We start from the raw sequence: 22238 nt of genomic DNA, 5'->3' as shown, positions 1-22238 counted from the left end.
TGCCAGCATCCTATTCCGGCGCTTCCAGGGCCTGAACCAGGGCCTTGAGGAAGCGCGCCGCCTCGCCGCCGGTGACCGCCCGGTGATCGAAAGTCAGCGACAACGGCAGAATCGGGTGCACCACCACTTCCCCGCCCATCGCCACCGGTTCGTCGCGAATGCCCCCGGCACCGATGATCGCCACCTGCGGCGGCACCACCACTGGGTTGGCGTAGCGGCCGAACAGCGTGCCGAAGTTGGAGAGAGTGATGGTCGCGCCCATCATTTCCTTCGGCGGAATCGAACGGGCCTGCACGTCCACCCGCAGGCGTGCCATGCCCTGCTTGAGGTCCTCCGCGTCGCGTCCGCCGACGTTGCGCAACACGGGCACGAACAAGCCGTCCGGGGTGTCCACGGCGATGCCCAGGTCGAGCTGCTCGTGCAGCTTGATCGACAGGCCCTTGCCGTCGAACCAGGCATTGAGCACCGGCTCGACGCGGGCTGCCGCGGCAATGGCCTTGCCCAGGCGGATCAGCGGGTCGCGGGCCTTGCCCCAGCGGTGCAGGTCGGCATCGCCATAGATGGTCACCGGCACCACTTCGGCATGGGACTTGGCCATGTTGATCGCCATGCTGCGCCGCACGCCGCGCAGCTTCTCCCCACCGAACTTGTCCCGTGCACTCTGGCTCACCGCCTCCACGTCACCGCGGGTAATCAGCCCGTCGGGGCCGCTGCCGCTCAGCCCGGCCAGGTCGACGCCCATCTGCCGCGCCAGTTGTCGCACCGCCGGGGTGGCCCGTGGTGCCAGGTGCTCGCGGGTCGAAGGCGCGGCACCGACGAAGAAGCTGTCGGCCTGCGCGTCGCCACCGCCTTCGAGGCGACCGACCACGGTGCCAGCATCGGCATCGTCGCCTTCGTAAGCCAGCAACGGCTCGCCGACGTGCAGGATGTCGCCCTCGCCGCCGAAGGTCTTGGCCACCACGCCGTCGTGGGGCGCCGGGATGTCCACCAGGGCCTTGGCGGTTTCCACCGACACCAGCAGTTGGTCGGCCTTCACCGTGTCGCCGGGCTTGACGTGCCACTCGACGATCTCGGCTTCCTGCAAGCCCTCGCCCAGGTCGGGCAGTTTGAAGTATTTCATCGCGTTCTCTCCTGATTTGGCCGCCGCAGGGCCAAGCCATGTCCGAGGCTCATAGCGCCTTCGCGGGCATGGCCCGCTCCTACAGGGCCAGCGCTAGGCGTAGTTCAAGACCGTGTCGCAGGCGGCGAGGATGTCCTCGACGCCGGGCATGTACAGTTGCTCCAGGCGGTACAACGGCGGCGGAATGTCCGGCGCGGTAACCCGCTGGATCGGCGCCTGCAGGTCGAGCAGCGCGCGCTCATAGAGGCTGGCGGCAATCTCCGCACCCACCGCGCAGCTCTTCGGCGCCTCGTGCACGATCACGCAGCGGCCGGTCTTGCGCACCGAGGCTTCCAGCGTGTCCAGGTCCAGCGGCTTGACGCAGGCGACGTCGATCACCTCGGCGGCGATGCCTTGCTCTTCCAGGCGGGCGGCGGCCTGCAGGGTTTCATGCACGCTGCCGCCCCAACTGATCAGGGTCAGATCGCTGCCTTCGCGCAGGGTGAAGCAGCTGTCCAGCGGCAGGCGCTTGCCATCGTCCACCAGCGGCTGCGGATTCATCCGGTACAACCGCGTCGGTTCGAGGAACAGCACCGGATCGGGATCGTCGATGGCGGCGAGCAGCAGGCCATAGGCCCGCGCCGGCGAGGATGGAATCACCACGCGCACGCCGGGGATGTGAGCGAACATCGCCTCCGTGCTCTCGCTGTGGTGTTCCGGCGCGCGAATGCCGGCACCCATCGGCGTGCGCAGCACCATCGGGCAGGTCAACCGGCCACGGGTGCGGTTGCGCATGCGGCTGGCGTGGGACACCAGGTGCTCCATGGCCGCATAAATGAAGCCCATGAACTGGATTTCCATCACCGGCTTGAGGCCCTGGGCGGCCATGCCGACCACCAGGCCGCCAATCATGGTCTCGGCCAGCGGCGTGTCGATCACCCGCTTGAAGCCGAAGGCGTCGCGCAGGCCAAGGGTAGCGCGGAACACGCCGCCGTTGACGCCGACGTCCTCGCCGAGCACCACCACGTTCTCGTCCTCGGCCATGGCCCGGTGCAACGCCAGGTTGATGGCCTCCAGCATGCTGATCTTCTTCTGCTCACTCATGGCGTGCCTCCTCGCGACGGGCCGCCCGCTCCAGCAGCATCTCGCGCTGCTCGGCCAGCGCCGCCGGCCACTGCGCGTAGACGTAGTCCAGCGCCGCTTCGGGGGGCTGGGTGCCAAGCGCTTCGAAGGCTTCCACCGACTGCTGCACTTCGGCCTGGCACTCGGCGATCAAGGCCTGTTCGCGCCCCTCGTCCCAGACGCCCTGGCCAGCAAGAAACGCCTGCAGGCGCTTGATCGGCTCCTCCTGCCAGGCCTGCTTGACCTCCTCGGCCGGACGGTAGCGGGTGGCATCGTCGGCGGTGGTGTGGTCGCCCAGGCGATAGCTGATGCACTCCAGCAGCGCCGGGCCTTTACCGTGGCGGGCACGGTCGAGGGCGACGCGAACCCGGTCATAGACGGCCAGCATGTCGTTGCCATCCACCTGCTCGCCGTGGAAGCCGGCACCGATGGCCTTCTGCGCCAGGGTCGGCGCGCCGCACTGGATGCGCCGCGGCACCGAAATCGCCCACTGGTTGTTGTTGACCACGACCACCACCGGCAGCTGCCAGGCACCGGCGACGTTCAGCGCTTCGAGGAAGTCGCCCTTGCTGGTGGCCCCATCGCCGCAAGTGGTGACGGCGACCCGATGCTCGCCACGGATCTTGAACGCCGTGGCCACGCCGCAGGCATGCAGGGCCTGGGTGGCGATCGGCACGCAGAGCGGGAAGTCCTGCGCCACCGCCGGGTCGGCGTAGGCGCTGCCGCGCTCGTCGCCGCCCCAGTAGGCGAGAATTTCCTCCATCTTCACCCCGCGCATCAGTTGCACGGCGGTATCGCGGTAGTAGGGCACCAGCACGTCCTCAGGCTGCATCAGGCTGCCGATGGCGACACCGATTGCCTCCTGGCCGAGGGTCGGCGCGTAGGTGCCGATGCGCCCGGTGCGCTGCAGGGCCACGGCCTTCTGGTCGAACAGGCGGGTCAGCACCATTTCCCGGTAGAGGCCGGTGAGCAGGTTGAAGTCGTCCGCCCACGCCGGCAGCTCGCCGAGCAGGCGGCCATCGGGGGACAGGTAGCGGGTAAAGGGCAAATCGATCTTGCTGTGGGGCATTACGGCTACTCCTTAGCGCCTTGTGGGCGCGTCTTCTGGGCCGCCGCTTGTGGCGGACGGGTCAAGCTGGGGCGGGTCGCCGGTGGTCCGATCCGCTCCGGGGATAGCAAGGTGTCACGGGCCGTATAGCAGGCGCTCGGCCTGGGCGTCGGCCACCCGCGCCGGCGAGCGTTTGTCGGCCTGGGCATGGGCGTAGATGTCGGTCAGGCGCAGGCTGATCTTGCGTAGATGGGCGGTGATCGCCGGGAGTTCCTGGCCGCGGTGGCGCAGCGCGACGTAGATCAGGCCGCCGGCGTTGATCACGTAATCCGGTGCGTAAAGAATGCCGCGCGCCTCCAGCTCGTCGGCGATCTCGACACAGGACAATTGGTTGTTGGCCGCCCCGGCGACCGCCGAGCAGCGCAGCTTGCCGACGCTATCGGCACTGAGAATGCCCCCCAGACCACAGGGCGCAAGAATGTCGCAGGGCGTGCTCAGCAGCGCGTCGCTGGCCACCGGACGCGCCCCCAGTTGCTCCACTGCCAGTTGCACGCGGCCAGCGTCGAGGTCGCTGACCAGCAATTCGGCGCCCGCTGCGGCCAATTGCTCCGCCAGCGCATAGCCGACGTGCCCGAGGCCCTGGATGGCGATGCGCAGCCCTTCCAGATCGTCGCTGCCGAGACGCGCCTGGGCGGTGGCGCGGATTCCGGCGAACACGCCCATGGCGGTGTGCGGCGAAGGATCGCCCTCGCTGGTGGTGCTGGTGACATGGTTGGTGTGCTGGGCGATGCAGTCCATGTCGGCGCTGGAAGTGCCGCTGTCCACGGCGGTGATGTAGCGTCCATCGAGGGTTTCGATGAAGCGGCCGAACGCCTCGAACAAGGCGCCGCGATTCTCCAGGTGCGGCGGCCGGATGATCACCGCCTTGCCGCCGCCCTGGTCGAGCCCGGCCAGCGCGGCCTTGTAGCTCATGCCCTGGGCCAGGCGCACGGCGTCGCGAATGGCACTGCTCTCGTCCGGATAGGCAAGGTAGCGGCATCCTCCCAGGGCGGGGCCGAGGCGGGTGTTGTGGATGGCGATGATTGCCTTGAGGCCGGTGGCCGGGTCTTGGGCCAGATGCAACGCCTCAAGCCGGGCGGCTTCCATCATGGCGAACATGGCGGGGGCTCCCTTGCTGAATATTAAAAGCAGTATAGGCAGCAACCCCGGACGCGCCCGGCGACGACCACTGGCCGACCGCCAGCACTGGACGAAATTTGACCACCCGGCTACACCCCTAGGAAGTCCCTGTGGAGATTTCCATGAGCCCCCGCCAGGCCTGCCTCGACTGCCTTGATCGCGATCCGCCCGCCCTGCTCGAGGCCGCACTGTGGATCGCCGCCGAACACGATCCTGCGGCGAGCCCGGCGCAGTTGCTCCGCGAGTTCACCGACCTGCAGCAACGGGTCGCCGTCTGCCTGCCCGACCTGCCCGAGCGGGAGCTGGCCCAGCCGCTGCTGCGCCAGCTCAACGCGCTGGACTTCCACGAAGACGAGGGCTCCCCGCTGCGCCCGCAGGCCGCCCTGCTCCATCACGTGCTGCAACGCCGCCGGGGCCAGCCGCTGAGCCTGGCGCTGATCGCCCTGGAACTGGCCAGGCGGCTGCACATCCCGCTGGCCGGCGTGAACTTTCCCGGCCACTTCCTGCTGCGCGTACCCGGCGCCGACCACCTGCTCGACCCCTGCGGCGGTCGGCGCCTGTATACCCGCGACTGCCGCGAGTTGCTGGCGCGCCAGTTCGGCCCGCGGGCGGAACTCGACGCCGGCCACCTGCACACCTGCGACGCCCGCGCCATGCTGCTGCGTCTGTCGCGCAACCTGCGCCACCTGCATCTGCAGGCCGGCGATGCGCTGGCCGCGCTGAAAGATGCCGAGCGCGTCCTGCATCTCGGCCCGCCGACCGGCGCCGACCACCTGGCCCGCGCCGATATCTATCGCGAACTGGACTGCCCCCAGGCCGAGCGCTATGACCTGCAGCGCGCCCTGCTGCTCAGCGACGACGCGGCGCAGCGCCTGCAGCTGACCCAGCGTCTGCACCGGCTGGCCCGGGCACCGGCCCTGCATTGAACAGGCAGCCCGCCGTCGGGCATGCTGCCGCCTCCCCTCGCCCACGGAAACCGCCCCTATGCCAGCCTGGCGCCAGATCAGCCTATGGATGGATCGCCTCGACGAAGCGCTCGAACCGAGACCGGCCTTGCATGGGTCGCTCGACGTCGACGTGGCCATTATCGGCGCCGGCTACACCGGCCTGTGGACCGCCTACTACCTGAAGCGCCAGGCCCCCGAGTTGCGCATCGCCATTCTCGAAGCCGAAACCGCCGGTTTCGGCGCCAGCGGACGCAACGGTGGCTGGCTGATGGGCAACCTGCTCGGCGAGGACCGTCTCCTCGCCGGCCTGCCGGCGGCGCAACGCCGCGCCGGCTTCGACCTGCTGCACAGCATTCCCGATGAGGTGGCCGAGGTCCTGGCCCGCGAAAGCATCGACTGCGATTACCGCAAGGGCGGTGTGCTCTATTGCGCGGCGCGCTACCCGGAGCAGGAGGCCCGCCTGCGGGCCTGGCTGGACGCGTTGCATGGCGAAGGGCTGAGCGAACATGACTACCGCTGGCTGGCGCCTGCCGAGCTGAGCGAACAGCTACGCATCGCTGGCGCCCTCGGCGCCATTTACAGCCCGCACTGCGCGACCATCCAGCCGGCCAGACTGGTGCGAGGCCTGGCCCGCGCGGTCGAGCGACTCGGCGTGCAGCTGTTCGAGCGCAGCCGGGTCAGCGACTGGCAACCCGGCCGGGTGCGGACCTGCCACGGGGAAGTCCACGCCCACTGGGTGGTGCCGGCGGTGGAAGGCTACGCTGCCGAGCTGCGGCCGCTGCATCGCTACCAATTGCCAGTGCAGAGCCTGCTGGTGGCCACCGAACCAATGCCGGCGGACGTGTGGGCTGAAATCGGCCTGGAGCACGGCCAGGCCTTCAGCGAATTCAGCCGCCAGGTGACCTACGGCCAACGCAGCGCCGACGACCGCCTGATCTTCGGCGCCCGCGGCGGCTACCGCTTCGGCGGCCGGCTGCGCCAGGATTTCAACCTGAGCGCCGATGAGATCGGCCTGCGCCGCCATCTGTTTGGCGAGCTGTTTCCGCTCTTGCGGAACGCGCCCATCAGCCACGCCTGGGGCGGCAACCTGGGCATGGCGCGACGCTTCCAGCCGCACATGCTGATCGACCGCACGCAGCGCGTCGCCCTCTCCGGCGGCTACGGCGGCGAAGGCGTCGGCGCCAGCAACCTCGGCGGACGCACCCTGGCGGCGTTGATCCTCGAACAGGACAGCGCCCTGACCCGCCAGCCCTGGGTGATCCAGGACCGCCCGCTGCGCAGCCTGCGTGCCTGGGAACCCGAGCCCCTGCGCTGGCTGGCCTACGGCGCGATCATGCGCGGCTTCGTACATGAGGACCGGGTGCTCGCCGATCCTCACAGCCCGCCCTGGCGGCGCCGATTGGCGCAGAAATTGGCGGATGGACTGGAAGGATTGATGGGGCCTTGAGCCAGGACATGCAGACTCCCGGCATCGGCACTGCCTGCCCCTGGGTACCGGCCTACGCCGGCACGACGAGGTTTTCTCATCTGCAACGAATGACCCAGGCCCCGCCCATGCCGACCGACTGCGCTACTCCCTCACACTCGTCTCCCCGGCGCAGGTCGGGGCCCAGGCGCGTGGGCTCCAGGCATCGGCGCTGCCTGCCCCTGGGTACCGGCCTGCGCCGGCACGACGAGAACTTCTCATCTGCAGCGGATGATCCAGGCCCGCCCATGCCGACCGACTGCGCTACTCCCTCACACCCGTCTCCCCGGCGCAGGTCGGGGCCCAGGCGCGCGGAATCAAGTCATCGGCGCTGCCTGCCCCTGGATACCGGCCTGCGCCGGTAGGACGAGGTATTTTCATCTGCAGCGGATGATCCAGGCCCCGCCCATGCAAAACGCTGCACTACTCCCTCAAACCGTCTCCCCCGCGAAGGCCGGAGCCCAGGCGCGCGGACTCCAGGCATCGGCACTGCCGGCACGACGAGGTTTTCTCATCTGCAACGAATGACCCAGGCCCCGCCCATGCCGACCGACTGCGCTAGTCTCCACACCCGTCTCCCCGGCGCAGGTCGGGGCCCAGGCGCGTGGGCTCCAGGCATCGGCACTGCCTGCCCCTGGGTACCGGCCTGCGCCGGTAGGACGAGGTATTTTCATCTGCAGCGGATGATCCAGGCCCCGCCCATGCAGAACGCTTGCACTACTCCCACAAGCCCGTCTCCCCGTCGAAAGCCGGGGCCCAGGCGCGCGGAGGTCGGGCGTCAGCCAGCCAGTCCCCCACATAAGGCTAGAAGGCCCCGTGCCGCCCCTGCCCAGCCTTGAAGCGCTGTGCACCGGCCAGGGTTTCGCCCGTTTCGATCACCCCCAGGCCGCCGCGGAATTCGTTGAGCAGAGCCTGTTGCAACGGCAACTCCCATTGCCGATAGGCGCTCGCCCGGTCGGCGAGCATGCAGCGCTGCGGGAACTCGGCTATCTGCCGGGCCAGCTCTTCAGCCACGGCACGGGCCTGGCCCCTGTCCGCCACGCGGTTGGCCAGGCCCATCTGCAACGCTTCGTCTGCCTGTACCGGACGGCCGGTGAGAATCAAGTCCAATGCCCGCCCTTGCCCGACGATGCGCGGCAGACGCACGGTGCCGCCGTCGATCAGCGGTACGCCGAAGCGCCGGCAAAACACCCCGAGCACGGCGTCCTCGGCCATCACCCGCAGATCGGCGAGCAGCGCCAGCTCCAGGCCACCAGCCACCGCGTAGCCTTCGATGGCGGCGATCAGCGGCTTGCTGAGCAGCAGGCGGCTCGGCCCCATGGGGCCGTCGCCATCCAGCGCCAGTCGATTGCGACGCCTGCCATCCTCGGCCACCGCCGCCAGGTCGGCACCGGCACAAAAGTTACCGCCGGCGCCGGTCAGTATCGCCACCCGCGCCTCGTCGTCCGCCTCGAAGGCACGCAAGGCCGCGGACAGGGCGTCGGCGGTGGGCCGATCGACCGCATTGCGCACCTGCGGGCGATCAATGATCACCGTGGTGACCGGGCCGTTTTTCTCGATGATGACGCTCATGTCTCCCTCCCGCGCTGAAGTCCTGGTAGGGGCGAATTCATTCACCCGAGGGCTGTCTAGCAGCCCCCGGATGGGCCGCCAGTGGACTGCCTGGCGAATAAATTCCCCCCTACAAATGAAAAGGCCGGCATCGCTGCCGGCCTTTCACCTTAAGACCCTGACGCCCGGAAGCCAGCCCGCTGGCCGATTCCCCCGCCAATCTGTCCGATCAGAGGGCGTACTTCTGCAGGTTCGCCATCATTTCCTTGAGCGCTTCGAGGTTGTCTGCCGGGTGCACGGCGTTGTCGAAGTCGCAGATGCGCTGCCAGTTGGCCGCCACGTCTTCCGGGCTGAAGCCCTCGCGCGGGTCGAAGCCGACACCCAGGCTGCGCTCCCAGCGGGTCTTGCCGACCCAGCCGCCGCCGACTTCGAACAGCCCGGAGGTCTCCTGGCATTCGGCGCTGGCGAGGTACACCACCAATGGGCTGACCAGCTCGGGCTTGAGCTGCTCGAACATCTGCGGCGGCATCAGCCCTTCGGTCATGCGGGTACCGCCGGTGGGGGCGATGGCGTTGACCAGAATGTTGTTCTTGCGCCCTTCGATGGCGAGGGTACGGGTCAGGCCGTAGAGACCGAGCTTGGCCATGCCGTAGTTGCTCTGGCCGAAGTTGCCGTAGATGCCGGAGGTGGACGAGGTGAAGATCACCCGGCCGTAGTTCTGCTCGCGCAGATGCGGCCAGGCGGCGCGGGTGACCTTGTAGGAGCCCTCGACGTGAACCTGGTAGACCAGCTCCCAGTCGGCATCTTCCATCTTGTGGAAGGTCTTGTCGCGCAGGATGCCGGCGTTGTTCACCAGCACGTCGACGCGGCCGAAGTGATCCAGCGTGGCCTGCACGATCTTCTCGCCGTCGGTCACCGAGTCGTGGTTGGCCACGGCCGTGCCGCCGGCTTCGCGAATCTCGGCGACCACGCGGTCGGCAGCGGAGGCGTTGGCGCCCTCGCCATGGGTGCTGCCGCCCAGGTCGTTGACCACCACCCTGGCGCCATGCTTGGCGAACAGCAGCGCGTGGGCGCGACCGAGACCGCCGCCGGCACCGGTGACGACGACGACTTTATCTTCGAAACGAATGGCTTCACTCATGGGCAGGCTCCTGAACGGGTTCGGCAATGCACCGAGTGTCGGTCAGTCACCGGCCCGTCACAATCAAGCGACCGGCGCTGAATGGTGCGCGATAAGGCGTGGGGATGATCAGGCCGGCCGGATCAGGCTCAGGTGGTTGTACAGGTGCAGCACATGGGCCTGGGCATAGGCCTCATGATCGAGCGCACCGTAGGCGAAGTGTGGCTGCAGGTCGCCGGTATGGCCGGCGAAGCGCTCCAGGGCCGCTTGCAGGCGCTGCAGGGCGGCCTCCTGGGTGGCCGGCTCGACCAGCGCGGGCGCTCCTGGGATCGGCTCGCCCAACGGGTGCCGCATCGCGCCGCGGGCACTGAACAGGGCGAACGCCGCCGGGCCGACGCTGTGGCGGAACCAGGCGGGCTTCAGCTGGGGATAGCCATCCAGCGAGAACTCGATGCTCTGCGCGCAATGGTTGAACACTTCCGCCGGGCTCCACCCCTGCACGCTGGCCAGCGGCCGTCCCGCCAGACCGGCCAGGACCTGCCGCGCCCCGTCCAGGCTGACCGCGGCCGGCGCCGTGCCGCCGGGCAGGGCCCAGAAACCGCCGGCAACGATCGCGACGCCGCCGAGGGCGGCGCCTTGCAGCACGGTTCGTCTACGCATGAGCGGCGCTCCTTGACTCTCGAAACTCCAGATAGTGGACCAACACCTGTTGAGGTGCCTCGGTCTGCGGATAGTGGCCGATGCCGTCGAGCAGCACGCAATCGGGATTGGGGATCAGCTCGCGATAGCGCGCCACCATATGGGCGCCGGAGATCGGGTCGACCGCGCCGTCGATCACCCGCAGCGGCACGCCGCCGCGCTGCATGGCCGCCACCCAGCGGTCACGCTGCACGCGTCGCTCGGGCATGTAGCGGATCAGCCGGTGCATGATCGCCGGACCATCGCGCTGGGCGACCAGGCTCCAGAAGGCGTCCAGCTCGTCCGCGCTGGGCTGGCTGTTCGGTCCGAAGATCTTGGCGAAGCTCTCGGCCAGCCTGGCCCGCGAGAACAGTCGGCCGAACAGAGGCCCGAGCGGGCTGAGCAGCAGCTTCTGCACCAGCACCGGGCGATGGGTTTCCGGAAACAGCCCGCCGTTGAGGAAGACGCAACTGGCCAGCCGGAAGCGCCCTTCGTGATGGCGCGCCAGCAGTTCCTGAGCGACGCTGTCGCCGTAGTCGTGGGCCAGCACGTGTACCGGGCCGTCGATCCTGAGCTCCGCCAGCAGCGCCTGTTGCAGGTCGGCCTGCTCCAGCAGGCTGTATTCATGGCCGCGCGGCTTGGCCGAGTCGCCGAAGCCGAGCATGTCGCAGGCGATCACCCGGTAGCGCTCGGCCAGCGGCGCCCACAGATAGTGCCAATCCCAGCTGGCGGTGGGAAAGCCATGGATCAGCAACAACGGCTCGCCCTGCCCGGTCATCCAGTAGCGAATGCGCTGAGCTTTGAAGGTGAAGTCGCGGCCCCGGGCACGCCAGTCGCCCAGGGGGATGCCGACCGCGCTCAACGGCGGTAACCCGGGTCTTGCTGGTCCAGCTTGCGCAGCAGCGCCGGCCAGGCCAGTTGCCCGCCCATGCCCTGGGCGCTGCGAGTCACCCCGGCGACCATCGCCTTGGCCCCGGCCAGGATCGGCTGCGGGATCGGGATCAGCTCGGCGCCGCCGCTCTGGGCCATGACCTGGATGTCGCAGGTGCGCTGGAAGATGAACATCATCAGGAAGGCGTCCTGGATGCTGTTGGCACAGGTCATCAGACCATGATTGCGCAACACCATGAAGTTGGTCTCGCCGAGGTCGGCCTGCAGGCGGGCCTTTTCCTCGTGGTTCAACGCCACGCCTTCGTAGTCGTGGTAGCTGAGGCTGGAGAGCACGAACAGCGACTGCTGGCTGATCGGCAAAATGCCCTGCTTCTGCGCGCTGACGGCAACGCCGGACGCGGTATGGGTATGCAGCACACAGGCAACGTCGTGGCGCACCTCGTGCACCGCGCTGTGAATGGTGTAGCCGGCCGGATTGATCTCGTAGGGGCTATCCATCAGCTTGTTGCCGGCCTGGTCGACCTTCACCAGGCTGGAGGCGGTGATCTCATGGAACATCAGCCCGTAGGGGTTGATCAGGAAGTCCTCGGTGCCTGGCACCTTGGCGGAGATATGGGTGAAGATCAGGTCGTCCCAGCCGTGCATCGCCACTAGGCGATAGCAGGCGGCGAGGTCGACGCGGGTCTGCCATTCGGCGGCACTGACCTGGTCCTGGACATCCAGCGGGGGCAACGCATGGGCGATCGACACGGCAACTTCCTCGACTGTTGTTGTGGATGGAGTCGAGTCTAGCGGCGCCTGGCGGGAGCGGAAGTCGCCTTGGCAGCCAGGATGGTGGCCGTGCGGGTCAGCCCGAGGTGGCCCGGGCCAGTCATTGCACGCGGGCGCAGCGCGGGCATGGCCCGCGACTACAGAAAGGCTCGGTCGAGCAGCGGCCAGTCGCGCTGGGCCTGGGCATCCTCGGCCAGCAGGCAGAAGCCATCGAACTCGAACCCCGGCGCCACGGTGCAACCGACCAGGCTGTAGGCGCCCAACGCCCGTGCAGCTTGCCAGGCATGCGCTGGCACCGCGCGCTGTGGCAGGCAATCGGTGGCGAACGGGCCGAGCAGTTCCCGCCGCACCGAGGCCGGCGAGTCGCCGATCAGCAGTTCCAGCGGCTCGCCTTCGTAGAAGTGCCACAGCTCGTCGGCATCGATGCGATGCCAGCGGCTGATCGCCCCGGCCGGCAGCAGGAAGACGATCGCCGACGAGCAGGCGCGCCCGCCCGGCAGACGCTCGGCGGACTCGAACAGGCGACGGTAGTAACCGCCCTCCGGATGGGCGATCAGTTGCAGCTCGCGGATCAGCTCGGCGGCGCGCGGGTGCATCAGGCGCTCAAGGCCGCGGCGAACTCGGCCAGCCAGGGCTCGGCGTCGGTTTCCGGGGTGACCGTTTCGCTGGCATCCAGGCGCAGCATCGCCACGACTTCGCGAATGCCCAGCTCGACATACAGCTCGCGCACCTGCTCGCCGCCGGCGCAGAAGGTGTCGCCATAACTGGAGTCCCCCAATGCAATCACCCCGCCAGGCAAGCCATGCCAGGCCGGCAGGTGATCGCGAATGGCGTAGTACAGCGGTTGCAGGTTGTCCGGCAGCTCGCCCATGCCGGTGGTGGAGGTCACCGCCAGGAAGGCTTCGGGGGCGAACGCCAACACATCGTCCAGTTGTGCGCGGGGATCGTGCCAGGCTTGATGCCCGGCGGCGGCGAGGACCCGCTCGGCATGCCGGGCGACTTCCTCGGCGGTGCCATAGACCGAACCCGAGAGAATGGCAACTTTCATGCATGACTCCGCAGCAGTGGCAAAAACGCCTCGCATTATGCCGCAACCGTCTGGCTCGGGGGGCGGAACAGCGACGCTGGTCGCAAAAGCGGCACGATCGTCTAACAACGGGTCTTTTCCGCTGTCAGACTTCCCTGCCTTTCACCTACCCGTTTACCGAGCGCAGCGATGATGGAAGATCCGCTTCTCACCAAGGACGAACTGGCCTTTATCCGCCAGATGCAGCAGGAGACCACCCAGGCCGCTCGCCTCGGCGTGCCGAGCTTTCGCATCGACGGCGGCACCCAGGCCAATGCCGCGCTCACTCGACTGGCGGCCCAGGCCAACCTGAGCCTGGAAGCCAACCTCGATGGCCAGCGCATCAGCTTTCCGCTGCACTTGGTCGAGGACGAATTCCACGCCCTGCACCTGGAACTGGGCGCGCCCGGCATCTTCGAAACCGGCCCGGTGCTGCGCTCCTGGCGCCTGCCGATCGAGCAGCCGCTGACCCTGCTGGAAGAAGACGGCACGCCCAGCCCACTGCGCGTGCACGAGCTTTCCCCCACCGGCTTGCTGGTGGAGGTACGCGGGCAGAAACCGCCGCCCAAGCACTTCCTGTTCTGGTTGCCGATACCGGGGCAGGAGTCCCTGCCGCTGCGCGGCACCCTGGTGCGCAAGACCGGCGCGAAGCTGCTCGCCTACCGCCTGGAAATGTGCCACCACAGCCATAGCGAGCGCCTGCGCCAGTTCATCTTCGAACAGCACCGCAAGCTGCACCCGCGCCTGCACTACACCACCGACCTGGCCTGAACCCCCGCCCGGGTCGGCGGCCTCGTCGATCGTTCGAGGCCGTCATCGGGATGCGCTGGCAAAATTCCGCGAATCCGGAATAATCCTTGCCTGTTTTTTCCCGCAGCCCACCACCCCGGCGCTGCGCGATGCGGGCCTGCCTATCCGGCTGGCCCGCCTGGCTTACGGAGATTGACCATGTCCCCTGTCACCCTCATGGTGGCGCGCCGCGTCGCCCCTGGGCGCTACCACGATTTCACCGCCTGGCTGCGCGAGGGCGAGCAGCTCGCCGCCCAATTCCCCGGCTACCTCGGCTCCGGCGTGCTGGCACCGCCGCCAGACGACAATGAATTCCAGATCGTCTTCCGCTTCGCCGACGAATTCTGCCTCGGCGCCTGGGAGCACTCCGCGTTGCGCCACGCCTGGCTGCAACGCGGCAACGGGCTGTTCGCCGAACCCCAGGAAAAGCGCGCCTTGGGCCTGGACGCCTGGTTCGGCAGCAGCGAACAGCGGCCACCGCGCTGGAAGCAGAGCGTCGCCATCTGGCTGGCATTCTTCCCGGTATCCCTGGCCTTCAACCTGCTGTTCGGCGGCGCCATGGACAGCTGGCCGTTGCCGCTGCGCGTGCTGCTCAGCACCCTGGCGCTGACACCACTGATGACCTACCTGTTCATTCCCTGTTCCACCCGCCTGCTGGCGCCGTGGCTGCAGGGTCGGCCGGCGCGCCAGTGAGCCTTGCGGTTGTGCCACGGCAGCGCCTGCGCTACCTTCAGCCAGGCGCCGGGCTTCGTGGCCGACGCCCCCATTCCCAGCCTTAGAGCGGCACCGACGCTTTTCGCCCATGCCCGAATCCCCCGCCCCGATCCTGATCACCGGTGCCGGCCGCCGCGTCGGCCTGCACTGTGCCGAACGCCTGCTCGACGACGGCCACCGGCTGATCGTCAGCTATCGCAGCGAGCGCGAAGGCCTCGTGCGCCTGCGCGAGCGCGGTGCGCTGACCCTGGCGGCGGACTTTTCCAGCGAGGCGGGCATTCTCGCCTTCGTTGCCGACCTGAAACGCCATACCGACAGCCTGCGCGCGGTGGTGCACAACGCCTCGGACTGGCTCAGCGAAAGCCCCGGCCGTGAAGCCGAGGTGTTCCAGCAACTGTTCACCGTGCACATGCTGGCGCCCTACCTGATCAACCTGCACTGCGAAGCGCTGCTGCGGCGTTCGCCGTGCGCCGATATCGTGCACATCGGCGACGACGTGACCCGCAAGGGCAGCGCGAAACACATCGCCTACAGCGCCAGCAAGGCCGGCCTGGACAACCTCACGCTGTCCTTCGCCGCGCGCTTCGCCCCCCATGTCAAAGTGAACGGCATCGCCCCGGCGCTGGTGCTGTTCCACGAACACGACGATCCCGAGTACCGCGCCAGGACGCTGGCCAAATCCGCCCTCGGCATCGAACCCGGCGCCGAGGTGGTCTACCAGAGCCTGCGCTACCTGCTGGACAACCCCTACGTGACCGGCACCACCCTGACCGTCAACGGCGGCCGCCATCTCAAATGAGTCGCCGCGAGGACCCTACCATGCATCCCGAAATGCCAGAGCACTACCGCGAGATCCTCCTCGGCCTCGGCGAAGACCCCGAGCGAGAAGGCTTGCGCGACACGCCCAAGCGCGCCGCCAAGGCCATGCAGTACCTCTGCCATGGCTATCAGCAGAGCCTCGACGAGATCGTCAACGGCGCGCTGTTCGCCTCAGATAACGACGAAATGGTGATGGTCAAGGACGTCGAGCTCTATTCGCTGTGCGAACACCACCTGCTGCCCTTCATCGGCAAGGCCCACGTCGCCTACCTGCCGACCGGCAAGGTGCTGGGGCTGTCCAAGGTGGCGCGCATCGTCGACATGTACGCGCGGCGCCTGCAGATCCAGGAGAACCTGACCCGGCAGATCGCCGAGGCCATCCAGCAGGTGACCAATGCCGCCGGCGTCGCGGTGGTCATCGAGGCACAGCACATGTGCATGATGATGCGCGGGGTGGAGAAGCAGAACTCGGTGATGAGCACCTCGGTGATGCTCGGCGCCTTTCGCGAATCCAGCACCACCCGCTACGAATTCCTGCAACTGATCGGACGGAGCAAGTAACTCATGCCGCGACTGCAACCAGGCATGGCGCGCATCCGGGTCAAGGACCTGCGCGTGCGCACCTATATCGGCATCAAGGACGAGGAGATCCGCAACAAGCAGGACGTGCTGATCAACCTGAGCATCTTCTACCCGGCGGGCGATGCCGTGCAGGTCAACGACATCGAGCACGCGTTGAACTACCGCACCATCACCAAGGCGATCATCCAGCATGTCGAGGACAACCGCTTCGCCCTCCTGGAACGCCTGACCCAGGAGCTGCTGGACCTGGTGATGGCGAACCCGGCGGTGCGCTATGCCGAAGTCGAGGTGGACAAGCCCCACGCGCTGCGCTTCGCCGAGTCGGTATCCATCACCCTCGCCGCCGAGCGCGATTGAACCGCGCTCCACAAGCCCTAGGTTGATGCTGAGCACAGCGTAGCCAACGAGTCGGCACAAGAGCTTGGCCCAGAATGGCAAGCTCCTCAAAGCAGCGCCAGCACCCCAAGTAGAACCAGCAGGGCCAGCAGGGCCCAACCGATCTGGCTGCGATGCATGCTCAACCACAACTGGCGGCTGTGGTCGTGGGCCATATGGTCGAAGCGGCCATGGCTGCCCATGTCCCGGTTCACCGGCTGGAACAGATTGTCCGGCTGGCCCGGCGGCTGCGGTTCGTCGGTCTGCTGGCCGCTGTAGCCCATCTTGCTCAGAACCCGGTCGGCATAACCGGGCACCAGCATGTTGCCGAAGATGGTCTTGACCGCCGGAAAGCCGATGCACATCTCCCGTCGCCGGTGATAGGCCGCCCAGACGATGCCGCGCGCGGCCACTTCGGGCTGGAACACCGGAGGAACCGGCATCGCACGCTTGGGCATGCGCGTGCGCGCCCAGTCGAACTGCGGAGTGTTGAAGGCCGATAGCTGCACCATGGTGAGAGTGATTGCGCTGCCGTCATGCATCAGTTCGACACGCAAGGAGTCGGTGAAACCGCGCACCGCCGCCTTGGCCGCACAATAGGCCGACTGCAACGGAATCGAGCGATAGGCCAGTGCCGAACCAACCTGCACGATGCTGCCGCGATTGCGTTGGCGCATGCGTTTGAGCGCCGCGCAGGTGCCGTACACGGTGCCCAGGTAGGTCACCTCGGTCACCCGTCGGTATTCCTCGGCGGTCATCTGCTCGACCGGCGACAGCACCGTGACCATCGCATTGTTGACCCAGATATCGATGGGTCCCAGCTCGGCCTCGATGCGCTCCGCGGCGGCCTCGACCTTCTCCGCGTCCGCCACGTCCACCGCGATGACCAGGGCCGAACCGCCCGCCGCCTCGACTTCCGCCTTGGCGCCCTGCAGGCCCGCCTCGCCGCGGGATAGCAAGGCCAGGCGGGCGCCGCGCCGGGCGAACTCCACCGCCGTCGCCCGGCCGACCCCGGCGGATGCGCCGCTGACCACCACCACTTCGCCGCCCTTGCTCGCCATCAGGCCTCTCCCCGGACCGCAAGGGCCCCCTCTGCAGGTTGTTTCAGTGCGATCATCGGGCCCTCCTCACGCTGCGCGGGGTCATTGTCCAGGTACCTTGGAACAGGTCTTGGGTGGGCTTCGGTCGTCAGCAAAAGTTCCCCTTCGCGGCCCGGCGCCTATGCTGGTGACTGTCACCCGAGCCGGAGTATGATCGCGCCCGTTAGCCGTTCCCCCCTATCGGAATCGGGATTTCGACCACCGTCAGCCGAGACAAGATGATGACCGACGAACAACGCCTGGAACTCGAAGCCGCTGCCTTTCGCAGCCTGGTCCAACACCTGCGCAGCCGCCCCGACGTGCAGAACATCGACCTGATGAACCTCGCCGGCTTCTGCCGCAACTGTCTGTCCAAGTGGTACAAGGCCGCGGCCGACGACATCGGCGTGGAAGTCAGCCCCGAGCAGGCCCGCGAAGAGATCTACGGCATGCCCTACAGCGAGTGGAAGACCAAGTACCAGAAGGAAGCCACCCCCGCGCAACAGGCCGCCTTCGACAAGAGTTCCAAGCAATGACCGCGCTCGCCGACTTTCGCGCGCGGCTGCGCAGCGAACGCCATCTGTTCGCCGAGACCCTGGCGTTCATCGCCGAGCATTACGACTACCAGCCCAGCGCCTTCGTCAACGGCGGCGTGGAGAATGCCGCCGGGCAGAACGAGGGTTCCTGCAAGACCCTCGGATTCGCGCAACTGGAAGGCCTCAGCCTGGAAGAGACCCTCAGCGCCTTTGGCGAACACTACCGCGCGGTGCTCGCCACGCCCGATGGCAGCGATCACGGCAATATCCGGGCATTGATGGCGAACGGCCTGGGCGGCGTGCGTTTCGCCCGGCAGCCGCTCATACGCAAGGCTTGAGAAGGCGTCGGCCAGATCATCACCCGCGCGACATCCAGCCAGGCAAAAAGTTGCGCACTGTCGGCAAAAGCTGACAGACATCACAAAAAAACCGAGCTACTCTTCGCACCTGTGATCGGGACCGCCAAGGAGGGGGTCCCTCGGCGCCAGCCGCTCCCTCCTGGTTCCCGAGCCCTTACCTGGCTTGGAGTCGCTAGAAAATGCAGCAGACCTTGGTATGGAAACCCTGGAACAATCCCGGAGTGGAAAACCTGCGCTTGAAGGTGGATGACAACGGCATCCATGTCAGCAGTCACCTGATGCAGAGCCTCAACGGCCACAGCATCGCCGCCTCCTACGTGCTCGACTGCGATCCGCGCTGGCGCTTTCGCCGGCTCTGGCTGAAGGTCGACAACCACGGGCAACGTACCCTCGACCTGCGCCGCGACATTCGTGGCCAATGGTTCCACAACGGGATGCCCCGCCCGGACCTCGCCGAATGCCAGCAGGTCATGCTCTCCGCCTCCCCCTTCACCCATACTCCCGCCTTGCAGCGCTGCGCCCTGGAAGCCGGGCAGAGCGAGCAGATGCAGGTGGCGTACGTGGACCTGTTGACCCTTGAAGTCAAGCCGCGCAGCCAGCGCTACCACTGCCTGCAACAACAGCCGGGGCAGACCTTGTACCGCTGCGAGGCGGAAGGCCGGAAGCCCAACGAACTGACCGTCGACAGCCACGCACTGCTGATCAGTGCCAACGATCAGTACCGCCGGACCGGCGCGCGGGTCTTGTCGCTGGACGCCGTCGCCTGAAAGCCGGAAGCCCCGCTGAGTGCAGGGCTTCCGGCTTGTGGCGGTCGAACCTGGTGCGTCACAGACCGTCGAGGTAGCGCTCCACGTCCAGGGCCGCCATGCAGCCGGCCCCCGCCGAGGTGATCGCCTGGCGGTACACGTGATCGGCCACGTCGCCGGCAGCGAACACGCCGGGCACGCTGGTGGCGGTGGCATTGCCGTCGCGCCCGCCGCCCACCACCAGGTAGCCATCCTTCAGCGCCAGCTGGCCCTCGAACAGTGAGGTGTTCGGCGTATGCCCGATGGCCACGAACAGGCCCTCGACCGCCAGCTCGTCGAGCGAACCGTCGTGTCGCTTCAGGCGGATGCCGGTAACGCCCATCGGCGTGCCCAGCACCTCGTCCACCTCGGCGTTGAGCTTGAGCTCGATCTTGCCCTCGGCAACCCGTGCCATCAGCTTGTCCTGGAGAATCTTCTCGGCCCGGAAAGCGTCGCGGCGGTGCACCAGGGTCACCTTGCTGGCGATGTTGGCCAGGTAGAGGGCCTCTTCCACGGCGGTGTTGCCGCCACCGACCACCGCCACTTCACGGTTGCGATAAAAGAAGCCGTCGCAGGTGGCGCAGGCGGATACGCCCTTGCCCATGAACGCCTCCTCCGAGGGCAGGCCGAGATAACGGGCACTGGCACCGGTGGCGATGATCAGCGCATCGCAGGTGTACGTGCCGCTGTCGCCGGTCAGGGTGAACGGCTGGCCGGCCAGGTCCACGCCGTTTATATGGTCGTAGACGATCTCGGTCTCGAAGCGCTCGGCATGGGCCTGCATGCGCTGCATCAACGCCGGGCCGGTGAGGTCGTGGGGATCGCCGGGCCAGTTGTCCACCTCGGTGGTGGTGGTCAATTGACCGCCGGCCTGCATGCCGGTGATCAGCAGCGGCTTCAGATTGGCCCGCGCCGCATAGACGGCGGCGGTATAGCCGGCCGGGCCGGAGCCGAGAATGATCACCCGGGCATGACGGTTCGCAGACATCGCAAGCTCCTACAGCCGGCCTGCCGGCTTGTGCAAAGAAAAGAGGCCACCACCGTGAAGGAAGGGACGTGGGGCCTTGGGAAAACCGGAACTGGCGCCAAGACTACGCAGCGGCGGCAGGCCGAGGAAATGCCGAATATCAATGCCCGCCATAGCCAGCGTCTATTCCGGCCCTACCGCCCAGCGCGGCTATACTTCAAGGGCGACCGCGCGCTGCGCGGCGCTCGCGCCCGCCGGCAACGGTTGTTCTCTTCGCTGCGGTATTCCTGTCGATGACCTTGCGTAACCGCCTGCTCTGGCTTTTCGCTCCACTGCTCGCGCTGACGCTGACGATCGTTTATGCGTTGTCGGAAAACATCCTGCTCGGTCGCTTCGACCGCCAGGACCAGCAAAGCCTGCTGGCCGAAGCCGGCCAGTTGCACCTGCACCTCGACAGCGAGATCAGGAGTCACCTGAACATGCTGCGCAGCTATGCCTGGTGGGATGCCAGCTACGCCTTCGCCCAGCACCCCTCGCGCGACTTCATCCGCCAGCACGTGGAAATGGACGTGCTGGTCAATCTCGCGTTCGACTTCGTGGTCTATTTCGACGAGCGCGGCAAGTCGATCGGCGAGATGTGGTCCCAACCCGACCCTGAGTCCCTGCTGGTGCTCGGTGCCGCAGAGCCGCCAACGGCGCAGCGCCTGCACGATGCCATTCTTCTGCGCGCCCAGCGCCTGGGCGGCCTGGAGCACCATGGCGATCCGCGGCACGCCCTGGCCCAGTTCGCCGTGGTACAAGGCGTGCCGTTGTTGCTGGTCAGCAGCGCCATCAGCAACAACCTGGGCACCGCACCGCCGGTGGGCACCATTGTCGCCGGCCACATCATCGACAAGGTGCGCCTGGCCAGGCTGCAGGAAGGCGCCCAGGGCCGCCTGCACCTGCTGCTGCCCAGCGAGCAGGCCGTCGACTGGGCCTACCTGCCGGCACGCCAGCCGGAGCTGTACCCACCGGCCCAGATCAGCACCCGGCACCTGCTGGACGACTCGCATCAGCAGATCAATCTGTTGTTCCGCAATGTCGACGGCGAGCCCGAACTGCATCTGCGCATCGACAAGCCGCGGCTGTTCTACCAGGAGGGCCGCCAGGCAATTCGCTTTTTTCTCGCCGCGGCCCTGCTGGTGGGCGGCAGCGCCGTGCTGCTCATCTACCTCGGGCTGGACCGCTGGATACTGCGGCGCCTGCAGCGCATGAACAGGGAAATCGCCGTCATCGACACCGACGCGGCCCACCTGGACCGCTTGAGCGACCAGGGCGACGACGAGCTGGGCCACCTGGCCCATGAGCTGAACCGGATGCTGGAGCGCCTGGAACAGAGCGAGGCACGCGACCGGCTGATTCTCGACACCATCGAGGACGGCTATTTCGAGATCGATCCACAAGGCATCGTGCGCACCGCCAACCGCGCCCTCGGACGCCTGTTCGGCCGGCAGCCGGAGCAGATGATCGGCCGCTCCTACAAGGATGTGCTCAACGCCGAAGATGCCGAGCGGGCGCGCAAGATGTTCCTGCAAGTGGACGGTCAGGCCGGCGCCACCACCTTCTCCGCGCCCTACACCCGCGAGGACGGCAGCCCCGGCCATTTCGAGACGCGCCTGACTCAGGTCCAGGATGCCCACGGCCGGTTCGCGGGATATCGCGGGATCCTGCGCGACATCAGCGACCAGGTGTCCTACCAGAATCGTCTGCTGGACATGGCCTACCGCGACGCCCTGACCGGGCTGGGCAACCGCAAGGCCTTCATCGAACAGTTGCACGGCCAGCTGGAGCAGGCGCAGCGCAATCGCAGTTCACTGGCCCTGCTGTACCTCGACCTGGACCGGTTCAAGGAAGTCAACGATCGCTTCGGCCACGACATCGGCGACGCCTTGCTGGTGGCCATCGCCGAGCGCCTGCGCGGCGCGCTGCGCCAGACCGAGCGCCTCTACCGCCTGGGTGGCGACGAATTCACCCTGTTGCTGCCCGAGGCCAGCGGCGAGACGGCCTCGGCACTCGCCGAGCGACTGCTGGCGGCCCTCGGCGAGCCGTTCATGCTCAGCGGCCAGCGCATCGACTTCGTCACCCCGAGCATCGGCATCGCCCTGTACCCGGCCGACGCCGGCGGTGCCGAGAGCCTGATCCGGGCGGCCGATACCGCCATGTACCAGGCCAAGCAGCAGCGCAACCGCGCCTGCCTCTACCAGCCGGCGCTTTTCCCGGAGTCGCAAAGCCGATAGGCTCTGTTGCCGCCCGACGC

Annotated in this window: 24 protein-coding genes; 11 read left to right on the top strand and 13 right to left on the bottom strand. The window is 67.5% G+C overall.

The window, feature by feature from the left end; genetic code table 11:
• Positions 1–10 precede the first annotated feature (10 nt).
• The 4 genes from ACWKV7_RS17485 to ACWKV7_RS17470 all read right to left on the bottom strand — a co-directional run bounded on the left by ACWKV7_RS17485 (position 11) and on the right by ACWKV7_RS17470 (position 4427).
• Positions 11–1120, bottom strand: a complete 1110-nt coding sequence (locus ACWKV7_RS17485; RefSeq protein ID WP_483858973.1) for a dihydrolipoamide acetyltransferase family protein — start codon at positions 1118–1120, stop codon at positions 11–13.
• 93 nt (positions 1121–1213) lie between these two features.
• Positions 1214–2203 (bottom strand): alpha-ketoacid dehydrogenase subunit beta, encoded by a 990-nt coding sequence (locus ACWKV7_RS17480; RefSeq protein WP_483858972.1) that lies wholly within the window; start codon positions 2201–2203, stop codon positions 1214–1216.
• The gene (gene pdhA, locus ACWKV7_RS17475; RefSeq protein ID WP_483858971.1) at positions 2196–3290 is read right to left on the bottom strand and encodes a pyruvate dehydrogenase (acetyl-transferring) E1 component subunit alpha; all 1095 of its coding nucleotides are present in this window, start codon (positions 3288–3290) and stop codon (positions 2196–2198) included. Before pdhA ends, ACWKV7_RS17480 begins: the two co-directional genes overlap by 8 nt.
• A gap of 114 nt (positions 3291–3404) precedes the next feature.
• Positions 3405–4427, bottom strand: coding sequence for a Leu/Phe/Val dehydrogenase (locus ACWKV7_RS17470; RefSeq protein WP_483858970.1), 1023 nt, complete (start codon positions 4425–4427; stop codon positions 3405–3407).
• A gap of 143 nt (positions 4428–4570) precedes the next feature.
• Here ACWKV7_RS17470 and ACWKV7_RS17465 point away from each other — a divergent pair, with 143 nt between their 5' ends.
• Together ACWKV7_RS17465 and ACWKV7_RS17460 are read left to right on the top strand one after the other, a co-directional pair.
• Entirely contained in the window at positions 4571–5374 is an 804-nt protein-coding gene (locus tag ACWKV7_RS17465; RefSeq protein WP_483858969.1) for a SirB1 family protein, read from the top strand.
• A gap of 58 nt (positions 5375–5432) precedes the next feature.
• Positions 5433–6842: an NAD(P)/FAD-dependent oxidoreductase gene (locus tag ACWKV7_RS17460; RefSeq protein WP_483858968.1), complete on the top strand. Its 1410-nt coding sequence runs from the start codon at positions 5433–5435 to the stop codon at positions 6840–6842.
• An 822-nt stretch (positions 6843–7664) separates the two neighbouring features.
• Here ACWKV7_RS17460 and ACWKV7_RS17455 read toward each other — a convergent pair.
• The 7 genes from ACWKV7_RS17455 to ACWKV7_RS17425 form a co-directional block, all read right to left on the bottom strand.
• Positions 7665–8432, bottom strand: coding sequence for a crotonase/enoyl-CoA hydratase family protein (locus ACWKV7_RS17455; protein WP_483858967.1), 768 nt, complete (start codon positions 8430–8432; stop codon positions 7665–7667).
• A 208-nt stretch (positions 8433–8640) separates the two neighbouring features.
• Positions 8641–9552 carry an SDR family oxidoreductase gene (locus tag ACWKV7_RS17450; protein ID WP_483858966.1) on the bottom strand — a complete coding sequence of 304 codons (912 nt, stop codon included), beginning with the start codon at positions 9550–9552 and terminating at the stop codon, positions 8641–8643.
• A gap of 108 nt (positions 9553–9660) precedes the next feature.
• The gene (locus ACWKV7_RS17445) at positions 9661–10191 is read right to left on the bottom strand and encodes a DUF1569 domain-containing protein (protein WP_483858965.1); all 531 of its coding nucleotides are present in this window, start codon (positions 10189–10191) and stop codon (positions 9661–9663) included.
• The gene (locus ACWKV7_RS17440; protein WP_483858964.1) at positions 10184–11071 is read right to left on the bottom strand and encodes an alpha/beta fold hydrolase; all 888 of its coding nucleotides are present in this window, start codon (positions 11069–11071) and stop codon (positions 10184–10186) included. The genes ACWKV7_RS17445 and ACWKV7_RS17440 overlap by 8 nt, the downstream gene beginning before the upstream one ends.
• Positions 11068–11850 carry a class II aldolase/adducin family protein gene (locus ACWKV7_RS17435; protein ID WP_483858963.1) on the bottom strand — a complete coding sequence of 261 codons (783 nt, stop codon included), beginning with the start codon at positions 11848–11850 and terminating at the stop codon, positions 11068–11070. Before ACWKV7_RS17435 ends, ACWKV7_RS17440 begins: the two co-directional genes overlap by 4 nt.
• Before the next feature lie 158 nt (positions 11851–12008).
• Positions 12009–12467, bottom strand: a complete 459-nt coding sequence (locus ACWKV7_RS17430) for a cupin domain-containing protein (protein WP_483858962.1) — start codon at positions 12465–12467, stop codon at positions 12009–12011.
• Positions 12467–12919, bottom strand: a complete 453-nt coding sequence (locus ACWKV7_RS17425) for a flavodoxin (RefSeq protein ID WP_483858961.1) — start codon at positions 12917–12919, stop codon at positions 12467–12469. Before ACWKV7_RS17425 ends, ACWKV7_RS17430 begins: the two co-directional genes overlap by 1 nt.
• A gap of 171 nt (positions 12920–13090) precedes the next feature.
• Between ACWKV7_RS17425 and ACWKV7_RS17420 the strand changes: the two genes are divergently transcribed.
• The 5 genes from ACWKV7_RS17420 to folX all read left to right on the top strand — a co-directional run bounded on the left by ACWKV7_RS17420 (position 13091) and on the right by folX (position 16198).
• Positions 13091–13708, top strand: a complete 618-nt coding sequence (locus tag ACWKV7_RS17420; RefSeq protein ID WP_483858960.1) for a hypothetical protein — start codon at positions 13091–13093, stop codon at positions 13706–13708.
• A 171-nt stretch (positions 13709–13879) separates the two neighbouring features.
• Positions 13880–14419: an antibiotic biosynthesis monooxygenase gene (locus ACWKV7_RS17415; RefSeq protein ID WP_483858959.1), complete on the top strand. Its 540-nt coding sequence runs from the start codon at positions 13880–13882 to the stop codon at positions 14417–14419.
• A 109-nt stretch (positions 14420–14528) separates the two neighbouring features.
• The gene (gene folM / locus ACWKV7_RS17410) at positions 14529–15239 is read left to right on the top strand and encodes a dihydromonapterin reductase (RefSeq protein ID WP_483858958.1); all 711 of its coding nucleotides are present in this window, start codon (positions 14529–14531) and stop codon (positions 15237–15239) included.
• 20 nt (positions 15240–15259) lie between these two features.
• Positions 15260–15820 (top strand): GTP cyclohydrolase I FolE, encoded by a 561-nt coding sequence (folE, locus tag ACWKV7_RS17405; protein ID WP_483858957.1) that lies wholly within the window; start codon positions 15260–15262, stop codon positions 15818–15820.
• A gap of 3 nt (positions 15821–15823) precedes the next feature.
• Positions 15824–16198, top strand: coding sequence for a dihydroneopterin triphosphate 2'-epimerase (folX, locus tag ACWKV7_RS17400; RefSeq protein WP_483858956.1), 375 nt, complete (start codon positions 15824–15826; stop codon positions 16196–16198).
• 86 nt (positions 16199–16284) lie between these two features.
• Here folX and ACWKV7_RS17395 read toward each other — a convergent pair whose 3' ends face one another.
• Complete coding sequence (locus tag ACWKV7_RS17395; protein ID WP_483858955.1) at positions 16285–17277, bottom strand: SDR family oxidoreductase; 993 nt, start codon at positions 17275–17277, stop codon at positions 16285–16287.
• A gap of 260 nt (positions 17278–17537) precedes the next feature.
• Between ACWKV7_RS17395 and ACWKV7_RS17390 the strand changes: the two genes are divergently transcribed.
• The 3 genes from ACWKV7_RS17390 to ACWKV7_RS17380 all read left to right on the top strand — a co-directional run bounded on the left by ACWKV7_RS17390 (position 17538) and on the right by ACWKV7_RS17380 (position 18957).
• Positions 17538–17831 (top strand): DUF1244 domain-containing protein, encoded by a 294-nt coding sequence (locus ACWKV7_RS17390; protein ID WP_483858954.1) that lies wholly within the window; start codon positions 17538–17540, stop codon positions 17829–17831.
• Positions 17828–18169 (top strand): HopJ type III effector protein, encoded by a 342-nt coding sequence (locus ACWKV7_RS17385; RefSeq protein ID WP_483858953.1) that lies wholly within the window; start codon positions 17828–17830, stop codon positions 18167–18169. Before ACWKV7_RS17390 ends, ACWKV7_RS17385 begins: the two co-directional genes overlap by 4 nt.
• Before the next feature lie 200 nt (positions 18170–18369).
• On the top strand, positions 18370–18957 hold the full coding sequence (locus tag ACWKV7_RS17380) for a putative glycolipid-binding domain-containing protein (protein WP_483858952.1): 588 nt from the start codon (positions 18370–18372) through the stop codon (positions 18955–18957).
• A 58-nt stretch (positions 18958–19015) separates the two neighbouring features.
• Here ACWKV7_RS17380 and trxB read toward each other — a convergent pair whose 3' ends face one another.
• Positions 19016–19963, bottom strand: coding sequence for a thioredoxin-disulfide reductase (gene trxB / locus ACWKV7_RS17375; RefSeq protein ID WP_483858951.1), 948 nt, complete (start codon positions 19961–19963; stop codon positions 19016–19018).
• Positions 19964–20235: 272 nt separating this feature from the next.
• Between trxB and ACWKV7_RS17370 the strand changes: the two genes are divergently transcribed.
• Entirely contained in the window at positions 20236–22218 is a 1983-nt protein-coding gene (locus ACWKV7_RS17370) for a sensor domain-containing diguanylate cyclase (RefSeq protein ID WP_483858950.1), read from the top strand.
• The last annotated feature ends 20 nt before the right edge of the window (positions 22219–22238 follow it).

It is taken from the genome of Zestomonas ipomoeae (assembly GCF_057128665.1).
The sequence above is the reverse complement of the archived record's forward strand: the minus strand, read 5'-3'. Positions and strand labels throughout refer to the sequence as shown.

Excerpts from the sequence above, each read along its gene's own strand:
- trxB (WP_483858951.1), bottom strand. The coding sequence starts at position 19,963 with ATGTCTGCGAACCGTCATGCCCGGGTGATCATTCTCGGCTCCGGCCCG.
- ACWKV7_RS17430 (WP_483858962.1), bottom strand. The coding sequence starts at position 12,467 with ATGCACCCGCGCGCCGCCGAGCTGATCCGCGAGCTGCAACTGATCGCC.
- folE (WP_483858957.1), top strand. The coding sequence starts at position 15,260 with ATGCATCCCGAAATGCCAGAGCACTACCGCGAGATCCTCCTCGGCCTC.
- ACWKV7_RS17465 (WP_483858969.1), top strand. The coding sequence starts at position 4,571 with ATGAGCCCCCGCCAGGCCTGCCTCGACTGCCTTGATCGCGATCCGCCC.
- ACWKV7_RS17445 (WP_483858965.1), bottom strand. The coding sequence starts at position 10,191 with ATGCGTAGACGAACCGTGCTGCAAGGCGCCGCCCTCGGCGGCGTCGCG.
- ACWKV7_RS17455 (WP_483858967.1), bottom strand. The coding sequence starts at position 8,432 with ATGAGCGTCATCATCGAGAAAAACGGCCCGGTCACCACGGTGATCATT.
- ACWKV7_RS17380 (WP_483858952.1), top strand. The coding sequence starts at position 18,370 with ATGCAGCAGACCTTGGTATGGAAACCCTGGAACAATCCCGGAGTGGAA.
- ACWKV7_RS17470 (WP_483858970.1), bottom strand. The coding sequence starts at position 4,427 with ATGTTCGCCATGATGGAAGCCGCCCGGCTTGAGGCGTTGCATCTGGCC.
- ACWKV7_RS17420 (WP_483858960.1), top strand. The coding sequence starts at position 13,091 with ATGGAAGATCCGCTTCTCACCAAGGACGAACTGGCCTTTATCCGCCAG.
- ACWKV7_RS17460 (WP_483858968.1), top strand. The coding sequence starts at position 5,433 with ATGCCAGCCTGGCGCCAGATCAGCCTATGGATGGATCGCCTCGACGAA.
- folX (WP_483858956.1), top strand. The coding sequence starts at position 15,824 with ATGCCGCGACTGCAACCAGGCATGGCGCGCATCCGGGTCAAGGACCTG.
- ACWKV7_RS17395 (WP_483858955.1), bottom strand. The coding sequence starts at position 17,277 with ATGGCGAGCAAGGGCGGCGAAGTGGTGGTGGTCAGCGGCGCATCCGCC.
- pdhA (WP_483858971.1), bottom strand. The coding sequence starts at position 3,290 with ATGCCCCACAGCAAGATCGATTTGCCCTTTACCCGCTACCTGTCCCCC.
- ACWKV7_RS17480 (WP_483858972.1), bottom strand. The coding sequence starts at position 2,203 with ATGAGTGAGCAGAAGAAGATCAGCATGCTGGAGGCCATCAACCTGGCG.
- ACWKV7_RS17370 (WP_483858950.1), top strand. The coding sequence starts at position 20,236 with ATGACCTTGCGTAACCGCCTGCTCTGGCTTTTCGCTCCACTGCTCGCG.
- ACWKV7_RS17385 (WP_483858953.1), top strand. The coding sequence starts at position 17,828 with ATGACCGCGCTCGCCGACTTTCGCGCGCGGCTGCGCAGCGAACGCCAT.
- ACWKV7_RS17450 (WP_483858966.1), bottom strand. The coding sequence starts at position 9,552 with ATGAGTGAAGCCATTCGTTTCGAAGATAAAGTCGTCGTCGTCACCGGT.
- ACWKV7_RS17485 (WP_483858973.1), bottom strand. The coding sequence starts at position 1,120 with ATGAAATACTTCAAACTGCCCGACCTGGGCGAGGGCTTGCAGGAAGCC.
- ACWKV7_RS17390 (WP_483858954.1), top strand. The coding sequence starts at position 17,538 with ATGACCGACGAACAACGCCTGGAACTCGAAGCCGCTGCCTTTCGCAGC.
- folM (WP_483858958.1), top strand. The coding sequence starts at position 14,529 with ATGCCCGAATCCCCCGCCCCGATCCTGATCACCGGTGCCGGCCGCCGC.
- ACWKV7_RS17425 (WP_483858961.1), bottom strand. The coding sequence starts at position 12,919 with ATGAAAGTTGCCATTCTCTCGGGTTCGGTCTATGGCACCGCCGAGGAA.